The organism is Burkholderia sp. AU17457, from assembly GCF_002223255.1.
Taxonomy (GTDB): Bacteria; Pseudomonadota; Gammaproteobacteria; order Burkholderiales; family Burkholderiaceae; genus Burkholderia; species Burkholderia sola.
The window spans coordinates 1687033-1699376 of record NZ_NKFB01000003.1 but is presented as its reverse complement, the minus strand read 5'-3'; the positions used below and the strand labels follow the sequence as shown (position 1 = coordinate 1699376).

Sequence of the window (12344 nt, the reverse complement as noted above, 5' to 3'; positions counted from 1 at the left end):
GCCGTTTTTACGTCAAGCGCACGGTTGCCATTAATATGGCGATTGGGCGGGCGGCTTCCTTCCGTTCAATTTTCCATTCGAACAAGGTTCATTGAATGATCACTCGCGCTGAATTGCTGGACATGCTTGCTTCGAACGCGCCGCAGGGTTTCGAGGCGCAAGCGCTGGGGCTGGTGCCGATCGTCGTCGAAACGAGCGGCCGCGGCGAGCGTTCGTACGATATCTATTCGCGTCTCCTGAAGGAGCGCCTGGTGTTCATGGTCGGCGAAGTGAACGACCAGACCGCCAACCTCGTGGTCGCGCAATTGCTGTTCCTCGAGAGCGAGAATCCCGACAAGGACATCAGCCTCTACATCAACAGCCCGGGCGGCTCGGTGTCGGCCGGGATGGCGATCTACGACACGATGCAGTTCATCAAGCCGGACGTGTCGACCCTCTGCATGGGCCTGGCGGCCAGCATGGGCGCGTTCCTGCTCGCGTCGGGTGCGAAGGGCAAGCGCTTCGCGCTGCCGAATTCGCGCGTGATGATTCACCAGCCGCTCGGCGGCGCGCGCGGCCAGGCATCCGACATCGAGATCCAGGCACGCGAGATCCTCTACCTGAAGGAGCGGTTGAACAACCTGCTCGCGCAGCATACGGGCCAGGACGTCGAACGCATCGCGCGCGACACCGACCGTGATAACTTCATGTCGAGCGAGGACGCGAAGGCGTACGGGCTGATCGATCAGGTGCTGTTGAAGCGCCCGTGAGCTTAAACGGGGTGCCGCCCCGATTCGGGCCGGCGCCCTCAAACGTCCCGAGTGCCCTGAGCATCTGCGGCAAGCGCATCCAGCCGGCTCCGGTCGCGCCCTAGGCGCGGCGTCCGGAGCAATCGGCGTATCATGTCATTTACCTGTCCGGAGGCTCTACATTCATGGCGGACAAAAAAGGTTCGAACAGCGAGAAGCTGTTGTATTGCTCGTTTTGCGGGAAAAGCCAGCATGAGGTGAAAAAACTCATCGCGGGCCCGTCGGTGTTCATCTGCGATGAATGTATCGACCTCTGCAACGAAATCATTCGCGACGAGGCGGCTGCCGCCGGCGTCGAGGCCAGCCTGTCCCGGTCGGATCTGCCGAGCCCGCAGGAAATTCGCGACATCCTCGATCAGTACGTGATCGGCCAGGAGCGCGCGAAGAAAATCCTCGCGGTGGCCGTGTACAACCACTACAAGCGCCTGAAGCATCTCGACAAGAAGGACGACGTCGAGCTGTCGAAGAGCAACATCCTGCTGATCGGCCCGACGGGCTCCGGCAAGACGCTGCTCGCGCAGACGCTCGCACGGTTGCTCAACGTGCCGTTCGTGATCGCCGACGCGACGACGCTGACCGAAGCCGGCTACGTCGGCGAGGACGTCGAGAACATCATCCAGAAGCTGTTGCAGAACTGCAACTACGAAGTCGACAAGGCTCAGCGCGGGATCGTCTACATCGACGAAATCGACAAGATCAGCCGCAAGTCGGACAACCCGTCGATCACGCGCGACGTGTCGGGCGAGGGCGTCCAGCAGGCGCTACTGAAGCTCGTCGAGGGCACGATGGCGTCGGTGCCGCCGCAGGGCGGCCGCAAGCACCCGAACCAGGATTTCATCCAGGTCGACACGACCAACATCCTGTTCATCTGCGGCGGCGCGTTCGATGGTCTCGAAAAGGTGATCACCGATCGTACCGAGAAAACCGGCATCGGCTTCGGCGCGACGGTCAAGAGCAAGCAGGAACGCGATGCGGGCGAAGTGCTGCGCGAGACGGAACCGGAAGACCTGATCAAATTCGGTCTGATCCCCGAATTGATCGGCCGCCTGCCGGTGGTCGCGACGCTCGGCAAGCTCGACGAAGCCGCGCTGATGAAGATCCTGGTCGAGCCGAAGAATGCGCTCGTCAAGCAGTATCACAAGCTGTTCGCGATGGAGCGCGTCGAGCTGGAAATCCGGCCGGGCGCGTTGCAGGCAGTCGCCCGCAAGGCGATCCGCCGCAAGACCGGCGCGCGCGGTTTGCGTTCGATCATCGAACAGGCGTTGCTCGATGTGATGTACGAGTTGCCGACGATGAAAGGGGTCAGCAAGGTCATCATCGACGAGAATGTCATCGATGGGGACGGCAAGCCCTTGCTGATCTACGAGGACACGCCGAAGGTGGCGGGTTCGAACTGACCGGCTTGCCGACGATGTTCAGCGAAAAAGGCCGTTCATGAGTCCGTGGGCGGCTTTTTTTCGTTTATCTTGTGGGTAACTCTGACTCGACACGCGGTGGTTACTTTCTTACCGAATATTTCCCGCACTTGAAGGCTTGCAATTCGTTGTGGCGGCCTCAATTACCGAACAATTGATTCCACTCATGGGGAAATGAAATGTCAGGCACCCAACTTCTCCCGCCGGAACGCATCACGCTCCCGCTGCTGCCGCTGCGGGACGTCGTCGTTTTCCCGCACATGGTCATTCCGCTCTTCGTGGGCCGGCCGAAATCGATCAAGGCCCTCGAAGCAGCGATGGAAGGCGGCAAGCACATCATGCTCGTCGCCCAGAAAACCGCGGCCAAGGATGAACCGACCGAAAAGGACATGTACGAGGTCGGTTGTATCGCCAACATTCTGCAGATGCTGAAGCTGCCGGACGGCACCGTGAAGGTGCTCGTCGAGGGCCTGCAGCGCGCGAAGGCGTTGTCCATCGAGGAACAGGAGACGCAGTTCTCCTGCGAAGTGATGCCGCTCGAGCCGGATCACGCCGACAGCGCAGAGACGGAAGCGCTGCGTCGCGCGATCGTGTCGCAGTTCGACCAGTACGTGAAGCTGAACAAGAAGATCCCGCCGGAGATTCTCACGTCGCTGTCGGGCATCGATGAAGCCGGTCGCCTCGCGGACATGATCGCCGAGCGCCTGCCGCTGAAGCTCGACCAGAAGCAGCACATCCTCGAGATGTTCCCGGTGATCGAGCGCCTCGAGCACCTGCTCGCGCAGCTCGAAGCCGAGATCGACATCCTGCAGGTCGAAAAGCGCATCCGCGGGCGCGTGAAGCGCCAGATGGAAAAGAGCCAGCGCGAGTACTACCTGAACGAACAGGTCAAGGCGATCCAGAAGGAACTGGGCGAGGGCGAGGAAGGCGCGGATCTCGAGGAGCTCGAGAAGCGCATCAACGCCGCGCGCATGCCGAAGGAAGCCAAGAAGAAGGCCGACGCCGAGCTGAAGAAGCTGAAGCTGATGTCGCCGATGTCGGCGGAAGCGACCGTCGTGCGCAACTACATCGACACGCTGATCGGCCTGCCGTGGCGCAAGAAGAGCAAGGTCAACAACGACCTGTCGAACGCCGAGCAGGTGCTCGACGAGGATCACTTCGGCCTCGAGAAGGTCAAGGAACGGATCCTCGAGTATCTCGCGGTGCAACAGCGCGTGGACAAGGTCAAGGCGCCGATCCTGTGCCTCGTCGGGCCTCCGGGCGTCGGCAAGACGTCGCTCGGCCAGTCGATCGCGCGTGCGACGAACCGCAAGTTCGTCCGGATGGCGCTCGGCGGCGTGCGTGACGAAGCCGAGATCCGCGGCCACCGCCGCACGTACATCGGTTCGATGCCGGGCAAGATCCTGCAAAGCCTCGCGAAGGTCGGCGTGCGTAATCCGCTCTTCCTGCTCGACGAAGTCGACAAGATGGGCATGGATTTCCGCGGCGATCCGTCGTCGGCGCTGCTCGAGGTGCTCGATCCCGAACAGAATCACACGTTCGCCGACCACTACATCGAAGTCGACTTCGATCTGTCGGACGTGATGTTCGTCGCGACGTCGAACTCGCTGAACATTCCGCCGCCGCTGCTCGACCGGATGGAAGTGATCCGTCTGTCGGGCTACACGGAAGACGAGAAGGTCAGCATCGCGCAGCGTTACCTGCTGCCGAAGCAGAAGAAGAACAACGGGCTGAAGGAAGGCGAGATCGAGGTCACCGAGCAGGCGATTCGCGACATCATCCGCTACTACACGCGCGAAGCCGGTGTGCGTTCGCTCGAGCGCGAAGTGTCGAAGATCTGCCGCAAGGTCGTGAAGATGCTGCTGCTGAAGAAGGCGTCGGGCGCGATCAAGGTCGATGGCGAGAATCTCGACACGTTCCTCGGCGTGCGCAAGTACGACTTCGGCCTCGCGGCGAAGGAAAACCAGGTCGGTCAGGTGACGGGCCTCGCGTGGACGGAAGTCGGCGGCGACCTGCTGACGATCGAAGCCGCGGTGATGCCGGGCAAGGGCAACGTGATTCGTACGGGCTCGCTCGGCGACGTGATGAAGGAGTCGGTCGAGGCTGCGCGTTCGGTCGTGCGCTCGCGTTCGCGTCGTCTCGGTATCAAGGACGAAGCGTTCGAGAAGCAGGACATCCACATCCACGTGCCGGAAGGCGCGACGCCGAAGGACGGTCCGTCCGCCGGCGGTGCGATGACGACCGCGCTGGTGTCGGTGCTGACGGGTATTCCCGTGCGGGCCGACGTCGCGATGACGGGCGAAATCACGTTGCGTGGCGAAGTGCTGCCGATCGGCGGGCTGAAGGAAAAGTTGCTGGCGGCGCATCGCGGCGGCATCAAGCTCGTGCTGATCCCGGAAGAGAACGTGAAGGATCTCGCGGACATTCCGGACAACGTGAAGAACGCGATCGAAATCGTGCCGGTCCGCTGGATCGACAAGGTGCTGGAGCTCGCGCTCGAGCGTTCGCCAACGCCGCTGCCGCCGGAAGAAGAGGCGAAGGCTGCGGCGCCGGTCGGCGAGGCGGCGAAGGATGCCGGCTCGACGGAAGTCGTCAAGCACTGAGGCCCTGAACACCGTCGTTGCTGACGGTCGTTCACGAAACCCGCGGCAGTGTCCGCGGGTTTTTTTTATGCGCATCGGAATCGTGCGAGCGCGCGCGGTAAAAAAATTCGCGTGCAGGCTTGGCAAAATGATCGGGGATGAATTAAACTTGCGGGCTCGCTGATTGTTGATGCGGAAACGCAGATCGCAGTCAGAACGAATCGGAAACGGGTGCTTAGCTCAGCTGGTAGAGCGGCGCCCTTACAAGGCGTAGGTCGGGGGTTCGAACCCCTCAGCACCCACCAGTTTCCCGATTCAGCCAGACCAAGGAGCGGTAGTTCAGTCGGTTAGAATACCGGCCTGTCACGCCGGGGGTCGCGGGTTCGAGTCCCGTCCGCTCCGCCAAACAAACAACAATGCCCGCCTAGTGCGGGCATTGTTGTTTGTGCGTTCGGTCGTTGTGCCCGCTTGCGGGCGCGTGACTGCGGAGTGGAGGAAGCCGCCTGCGCGGCTTCCGGCGGGACTCGAAGGGTTGCGCGTGCACGCGCAACCGCGGCCTGCAGGATGTAGGCGAGTCCCGTCCGCTCCGCCAAAAAATAAGAAAGCCCGCCTTGTGCGGGCTTTCTTATTTGCATCGTTCGTTGCGCCCGCTTGCGGGTGCGTGACTGCAGAATGGACGAAGCCGCCGCGCGGCTTCCGGATCCCGGTTCCATTCGCGCACAGCATTTGCCTGCTTTTTTCCCGTCCCACCCCGTATGTTGTAATATCGGTCGTTTTGTCCAATTTTCCCGTCACGCATGCTCGATTTCTTCCGTAATCACCAGCGCCTGATGATGGCGCTCCTGCTCCTGATCGTGTTGCCGGGGCTGGGTTTCGTCGGGATCCAAGGCTTCCGCGGCTTCTTCGACGACAGTGCGAACGTTGCGGCGGTCAACGGGCACAAGATCACGCGGGTCGAATTCGACGGCGCGTTCCGCCAACAGATCGACCAGGCGCGCCAGGCGCTCGGTGGGCAGTTCGACATCAAGATGTTCGACACGCCCGAGCATCGCAAGCAGGTGCTCGACGGCCTGATCCAGCAACGCGTGCTGGCCGACGAGACGCAACGTCTGCACCTGACCGCGTCCGACAACGCCGTGCGCGATGCGCTGATGAGCGATCCGATGATCGCGTCGCTGAAGAAACCCGACGGCACGATCGACGTCGAACGCTATGCGCAACTGCTGTCGTTCCAGGGGATGACGCCCGAGCAGTACCAGGAGCGCGTGCGTTACAGCCTCGCGCTGCAGCAGATTCCGGCCAGCATCGTGTCGAGCGCGTTCACGCCGAAGAGCCTCGCGCAACGCCTGTCCGAACTCGCCGCGCAGCAGCGTGAAGTGCAGGCGCTCGTGCTGAAGACGAGCGACTTCGCAGCGAAGGTCCAGCCGACCGACGCGCAGCTCGCCGCGTACTACGACGCGCACAAGCAGAGCTTCGCGACGCCCGAAACCGCGACGATCCAGTATCTCGTCTACTCGCCGGCCGCAGCGGCCGCGAGCGCGCAGCCGACCGAAGCGGACATCAAGAAGTTCTACGACGACAACCCGACGCATTTCCGTACCGAAGCACAGGTGCGCGTGAGCCACATCTTCATCGCCGCGCCGGGCAGCGCCAGCGCGGCCGACAAGGCGGCTGCGAAGGCGAAGGCCGAGCAACTGCTCGCCGACGTGAAAGCGCATCCCGATCAATTCGCGCAGATCGCGCAGAAGAGCTCGCAGGACGCGCCGTCGGCGGCGAAGGGCGGCGACCTCGGCTTCATCACGCGCGGCTCGACCGCGGGCGGCAAGGCGTTCGACGACGCCGCGTTCTCGCTCAAGCAGGGCGACGTGAGCGGTATCGTGCAGTCGGATCTCGGTTTCCACATCCTGAAGGCGACCGAAGTGAAGCCTGCCGTCGTCAAGCCGTTCGCGGAAGTGAAAGACCAGATCGCGATCGACCTGAAGCAGCAGTACGCAGCGAAGGCGTTCTCGGACAATGCGGAAGGCTTCACGTCGACCGTCTACGAAAAGGCGAAGACGCTGCAGCCGGCCGCGGACAAGTACAAGCTGACGATCCAGACGGCCACCGTCACGCCGACGCCGAATCCGCAGCTGCCGCCGACGAGCCCGTTGAACAATCCGAAGTTCCTGGCCGCGGTGTTCGCGAACGACTCGGTGAAGAACCAGAACAACACGCAGGCGATCGACGTCGGCAACAACACGCTGATTTCGGCGCGCGTGACCGAGCACAAGCCGGCTGCGGTGCCCGCGCTCGACGCGATCAAGGATGTCGTGCGCCAGAAGGTCATCGCCGAGCAGGCCGCGGAACTCGCGAAGAAGGACGGCGCGGCGAAGCTGGCCGAATTGCAGAAGTCGAAGTCGGCCGACGGCTTTACGGCCGCGCAGAAAGTGTCGCGCACGCAGTCGCAGGGCCTGACGCCGGCCGCGCTGAGCGCCGTCTACAAGGTCGATGCGAAGACGCTGCCGGCTTACGTCGGTGTCGACCTCGGCGCGGACGGCTATGCGATCTACCGCGTGAACGCGGTGATCCCCGGTTCGGCGGTCGATCCGCAGCAACTGGCGGCCGCGCAGCAGCAGATGGCGCAGGTCGACGCGCAAAGCGAAGGCGAAGCCTACCTCGCCGCGCTGCGCGACCGTTCGAAGGTGAAGCTGTACGGCAGCACGACGGCCAGCCAGCAGCAGGACGGCGACAACTGAGCACCGTTTCGCCCGCAACCATCGAAAAGCCCCGCTCGAAGCGGGGCTTTTTGTTTTCCGGTGCGCTGCGCTCAGCCGTGCGGCTTGCCGAGCAGCGGCTTCAGCGCCGGCCATACATTGTCGAGCAGGATGCCCTGGGCCTGCTGCGCGGGATGCATCTGATCGGCCTGGAACATGTCGGGCTTGTTCTCGATGCCGGCCAGCAGGAACGGCACGAGCGGCACGCCGAGATCCTTCGACAGCCGCGTATAGACGGCATGGAACTTCTGTGTGTAGTCGGGGCCGTAATTGGGCGGCACGTACATGCCGACCAGCACGACCTTTGCCTGCGCACGTCGCGCGCCGGCGATGATGTCGCGCAGGTTCTGCTCGGTCGTCGCGAGCGGCACGCCGCGCAGCGCATCGTTCGAACCGAGTTCGACGACGACGATCGACGGCTTGAGCCGCTGCAGCACCGCGGGCAGCCGCGCGCGGCCGCCGCTCGTGGTGTCGCCGCTGACGCTGGCGTTCGCGACGCTATAATCGATTCGCTCGGTTGCGAGCCGTTGCCGCAGCAACGCCACCCAGCCGGTGTCGCGCGGCAATCCGTATTCGGCCGACAGGCTGTCGCCGAGCACGACGATCACGGGCGGGCTCGATGCCGGCGCCGTCGCGGCGCGTGCGGGCACGGTGACGGCCAGCAGGGTGCCCAGCAGCGCGGCGGCCGCCGCGCGTCTTTTCCAGCGAAATGTCGTGTCCATGTTCAAGATTACCGATCCGATCATCGAAGTCCATGACGTGTGCAAGCGGGTCGCCGATGCAACGGGCGAGCTGACGATCCTCGACGGCATCACGCTCGCCGTGCCACCGGGCAGCAGCCTCGCGATCGTCGGCGCGTCGGGGTCGGGCAAATCGACGCTGCTCGGCGTGCTCGCAGGGTTGGACAGCGCGACGAGCGGCACGGTTCGCCTGCTCGGTCGCGCGCTCGACCAGCTCGACGAGGACGAACGCGCGGCATTGCGCAACGGCGCGGTCGGCTTCGTGTTCCAGTCGTTCCAGTTGATGCCGCACCTGACGGCGCTCGAGAACGTGATGCTGCCGCTCGAACTGCAGGGCGGCATCAGTGCGCGCGACGCGGCCGACCGCGCCCGGGCGCTGCTCGTGCAGGTCGGTCTCGGCGAACGCACCGCGCATTATCCGAAGCTGCTGTCGGGCGGCGAACAGCAGCGCGTCGCACTCGCACGCGCGTTCGTCACGCGCCCGGCGATCCTGTTCGCCGACGAGCCGACCGGCAGCCTCGACGCGGCCACCGGCCACGCGGTCATCGACCTGATGTTCGAACTGAACCGCACGCACGGCGCGACGCTCGTGCTCGTCACGCACGATGCCGAACTCGCGCGCCGCTGCGCGACGACGGTCACCATCGACGCCGGGCGCATCGTCGCGCCGCGCGCGGCTTCGCGCAACGCGTGAATGTTCGTACCGGCCGCGGGGTGGAACGCGCGGCCGGCACCACGGGCATGACGCCGCCGCGTCAGTGCTTCAACGCTTGAGCGCCGCGCGAGCGCGCTCGATCAGCGCGGTGGTCGACGAGTCGTGCTTCGCCGGATCGACCGAATCGGCCGACAGATCGGCTTCGACGACCTTGCCCAGAATCTTGCCGAGCTCGACGCCCCACTGGTCGAACGGATTGATGTCCCACACCGTCGCCTGCACGAGCACCTTGTGCTCGTAAAGCGCGATCAGCGCGCCGAGCGTGCGCGGCGTCAGCGCATCGACGAGCAGCGTCGTGGTCGGGCGGTTGCCGGGGAACGTCAGGTGTGGCGCGAGCGCTTCCTTGCCCGGCCCGGCGACCTTGAGCGCTTCGTCGAGCGTGCGGCCGAGCATCAGCGCCTCGCTCTGCGCGAAGCAGTTCGCGAGCAGCTTCGGATGATGGCTCGCGAGCGGATGCTCGGGCGTCAGCACCGCGATGAAGTCGATCGGCACGATCGTCGGCCCCTGGTGCAGCATCTGGAAGAACGCATGCTGGCCGTTGGTGCCCGGTTCGCCCCACGTGACGGCCGACGTCGGGTAGTCGACGAAGGCGCCGTCCAGGCGCGCGGACTTGCCGTTGCTCTCCATCTCGAGCTGCTGCAGGTACGACGGCAGGTAGTGCAGCGCTTCCGAGTACGGCGCGACGAGATAGCTCTGCGAGCCGAAGAAATTCCGGTACCAGATGCCGATCAGGCCGAGCAGCACCGGCAGGTTGCGCTCGAGCGGCGCTTCGCGGAAGTGACGGTCCATGTCGTTCGCGCCGGCCAGCAGCTCGTCGAACTGCTCCGGGCCGACCGCGATCATGATCGACAGCCCGACCGCCGACCACAGCGAATAGCGGCCGCCGACCCAGTCCCACATTTCGAACACGTTGTCCGCGGCAATGCCGAATTTCACGACTTCGGCCGGGTTCGCCGACACGCCGACGAAGTGCTTCGCGAGCGCGTCCTCGGGGCAGCCGCGCGCGACGAACCAGTCGCGCAGCGAGCGTGCGTTCGTCATCGTCTCGAGCGTCGTAAACGTCTTCGACACGATGATCGCGAGCGTTTCCTCGGGATCGACCTGTTCGAGCACGCGCGCGAGATCGGCGCCGTCGACGTTCGATACGAAGTGGGTCGAGATCTCGGGCGTCGCGACGTGGTGCAGCGCATGCACGACCATCTTCGGGCCGAGATCCGAGCCGCCGATGCCGATGTTGATCACGTGGCGGATGCGCTTGCCCGTATAGCCCGTCCATGTGCCGCTGCGCACGGCGCGCGCGAACGTCGCCATCTTCGCGCGCTCGGCGCTCACCTGCGCGTGGAACGGAGCCTGCGGATCGGTCGCGCGCAGCGCGGTGTGCAGCGCGGCGCGGCCTTCGGTCGGGTTGACGACCTCGCCCGCGAACATCGCGTCGCGGCGTACCTCGACGCCGGCGTCGCGCGCGAGCTGCACGAGCAGGCGTAGCGTTTCGTCGTCGATGCGGTTCTTCGAGAAATCGGCCGCGAGACCGCCGCCCGGAATCGTGAAGCGTTCGGCGCGGGTCGGCGCGCGGTCGTTTTCCGGCGCGAACCAGTCGCGCAGCCGCGCGTGGCGGATCTGTTCGAAGTGGGATTGAAGGGCAGTCCAGGCGGGGAGCGATTTCAGCGTCATGGCGGTTCGAGTGAAGCGTGAATCGGGAGGAATGCCGCGCCGGCTCATCGGGATCGGAAAGCCGGCGGACGAGAAGGCCCGCCGTGCGGCGGGGCAGTCAGTATAGCGGCGTTACGTGTCGGCGCGCGGCGACGGATAAAAAAGGCGATTGACCAGCGTGCGCACCATCGGCGCGAGTTCGCCCGCGGTGAGCCCGGCCGGGCCGGTGCCGTTCGCGGTCAGCGTGTCGGCCGCGAGGCCGTGCAGGTAGACGCCGGCCAGCGCGGCTTCGTACGGCGCGACTCGCTGCGCGAGCAGCGCGCCGATCAGGCCGCCGAGCACGTCGCCGGTGCCGCCGGTGGCGAGTGCGGCGTTGCCGGTCGGGTTGATCGTCACGCGGCCGTCGGGTGCCGCAATCACCGTACCCGAGCCCTTCAGCACGACGATGGCCGCGTAGCGTGCGGCGAGCGCTTGTGCAGCCGCGACGCGATCGCGCTGCACCGAGGCCGTGTCGCTGCCGAGCAGGCGCGCGGCTTCGAGCGGATGCGGCGTCAACACGCACGGATTGCCGCGTGCGCCGCGCGCGGCGACGGCGGTCGCGAGGTCCGCGTGCGTCGCGACGAGGTTCAGCGCGTCGGCGTCGAGCAGTGTCGCGATGTCGTGCGCGAGCACGTCGTGCACGAGCGTCGCCGCGGCTTCGCGCGTGCCGAGCCCGCAACCGGCCGCGATCGCGGTCATCGTGCCGAGATCGAGGGTGTCGGCCGGGTGCAGCATCAGTTCGGGGAAAGGCGGATCGTACGGCGGCGCGCCCGCGCCAAGGAAGCCGACGTGCACCTTCCCGGCGCCCGCGAACAGCGCGGCGCGGGCGGCGAGGATCGGCGCGCCGCACATGCCGGTGTCGCCGCCGAGCACCGCGAGGCTGCCGTACGTGCCCTTGTGGGATGCGAACGCGCGCGCGGGCAGTGCCGCGGCGAACCGCGCTGGCGCGTTCAGCACGATGGCCGGCGCGGCGGGCGGCGCGACGTCGAGCGACGCGACGTGGATCTCGCCGGCGAGATCGCGGCCGTCGCCCGTGTAGAGGCCGGGCTTCGCGCCGATGAAGGTGAGCGTGTGGGTAGCCGCGACGGCGACGCCCGCGCCGACGATCCGGCCCGTATCGCTGTCGAGTCCGCTCGGCACGTCGAGCGCGAGCACGCGGCCGCCGCCGCGGGCATGGGCGGCGATGCGCGCGGCCTGCTCGGCGAACGCGCCGTCGAGCGCGCGGCCGAGACCGATGCCGAACAGCCCGTCGACGACCCACGCGTAGCCCTCCAGCGACGCGGGCGGGGCGGCCGACAGCGGCACGCCGGCCGAGCGTGCGAGACCGAGCGCCCATTGCGCGTCGTCCGGCTTGACCGGCACCGGCATCCACGCCTGCGTCGCGACGCCAAGCTGCTGGAGTTGCGCGGCGGCCACCAGCGCGTCGCCGCCGTTGTTGCCGGGGCCGACTGCGAACCAGACGGGGCGATCGTCGCCGGCGACGCGCTCGGACAGCCAGCGCGCGGCGGCCGCGCCGGCACGGCCCATCAGCGTGTGCGGCGGCAGCACCGCGGTGGCGTCGGCTTCGGCCGCGCGCAGGTCGGCGACGCGCAAGAGCGCGATCGGATCGGAATCGGGGAGCGGGCGGGTAACGCGGGTAACGGGGGTAACGGTCATCGCGGG

Annotated in this window: 8 protein-coding genes and 2 tRNA genes; 7 read left to right on the top strand and 3 right to left on the bottom strand. The window is 65.9% G+C overall.

The features are described 5' to 3' along the window. Positions 1–95: 95 nt before the first annotated feature. The 6 genes from clpP to CFB49_RS10545 all read left to right on the top strand — a co-directional run bounded on the left by clpP (position 96) and on the right by CFB49_RS10545 (position 7520). Positions 96–749 carry an ATP-dependent Clp endopeptidase proteolytic subunit ClpP gene (clpP, locus tag CFB49_RS10570; protein ID WP_006496351.1) on the top strand — a complete coding sequence of 218 codons (654 nt, stop codon included), beginning with the start codon at positions 96–98 and terminating at the stop codon, positions 747–749. A 164-nt stretch (positions 750–913) separates the two neighbouring features. Next, on the top strand, positions 914–2185 hold the full coding sequence (gene clpX, locus CFB49_RS10565; RefSeq protein WP_006489345.1) for an ATP-dependent Clp protease ATP-binding subunit ClpX: 1272 nt from the start codon (positions 914–916) through the stop codon (positions 2183–2185). A 197-nt stretch (positions 2186–2382) separates the two neighbouring features. After that, complete coding sequence (gene lon, locus CFB49_RS10560; protein WP_050013282.1) at positions 2383–4806, top strand: endopeptidase La; 2424 nt, start codon at positions 2383–2385, stop codon at positions 4804–4806. Positions 4807–5014: 208 nt separating this feature from the next. Continuing rightward, positions 5015–5090, top strand: a tRNA-Val gene (locus CFB49_RS10555). Positions 5091–5113: 23 nt separating this feature from the next. Beyond that, positions 5114–5190, top strand: a tRNA-Asp gene (locus CFB49_RS10550). Between the two features lie 392 nt (positions 5191–5582). Beyond that, positions 5583–7520 carry a SurA N-terminal domain-containing protein gene (locus CFB49_RS10545; RefSeq protein ID WP_089491296.1) on the top strand — a complete coding sequence of 646 codons (1938 nt, stop codon included), beginning with the start codon at positions 5583–5585 and terminating at the stop codon, positions 7518–7520. A gap of 71 nt (positions 7521–7591) precedes the next feature. Here the strand turns inward: CFB49_RS10545 and CFB49_RS10540 are convergent, their stop codons facing one another. Next, positions 7592–8260 (bottom strand): arylesterase, encoded by a 669-nt coding sequence (locus CFB49_RS10540; RefSeq protein ID WP_069617776.1) that lies wholly within the window; start codon positions 8258–8260, stop codon positions 7592–7594. Here CFB49_RS10540 and CFB49_RS10535 point away from each other — a divergent pair. Further along, complete coding sequence (locus tag CFB49_RS10535; RefSeq protein ID WP_069617777.1) at positions 8259–8972, top strand: ABC transporter ATP-binding protein; 714 nt, start codon at positions 8259–8261, stop codon at positions 8970–8972. The two genes, CFB49_RS10540 and CFB49_RS10535, sit on opposite strands and share 2 nt — an antisense overlap. A 69-nt stretch (positions 8973–9041) precedes the next feature. Here CFB49_RS10535 and pgi read toward each other — a convergent pair whose 3' ends face one another. Both pgi and CFB49_RS10525 read right to left on the bottom strand, forming a co-directional pair. Then, positions 9042–10664: a glucose-6-phosphate isomerase gene (gene pgi / locus CFB49_RS10530; RefSeq protein ID WP_089491295.1), complete on the bottom strand. Its 1623-nt coding sequence runs from the start codon at positions 10662–10664 to the stop codon at positions 9042–9044. 111 nt (positions 10665–10775) lie between these two features. Further along, on the bottom strand, positions 10776–12338 hold the full coding sequence (locus tag CFB49_RS10525) for an NAD(P)H-hydrate dehydratase (RefSeq protein WP_089491294.1): 1563 nt from the start codon (positions 12336–12338) through the stop codon (positions 10776–10778). Between the last annotated feature and the right edge of the window lie 6 nt (positions 12339–12344).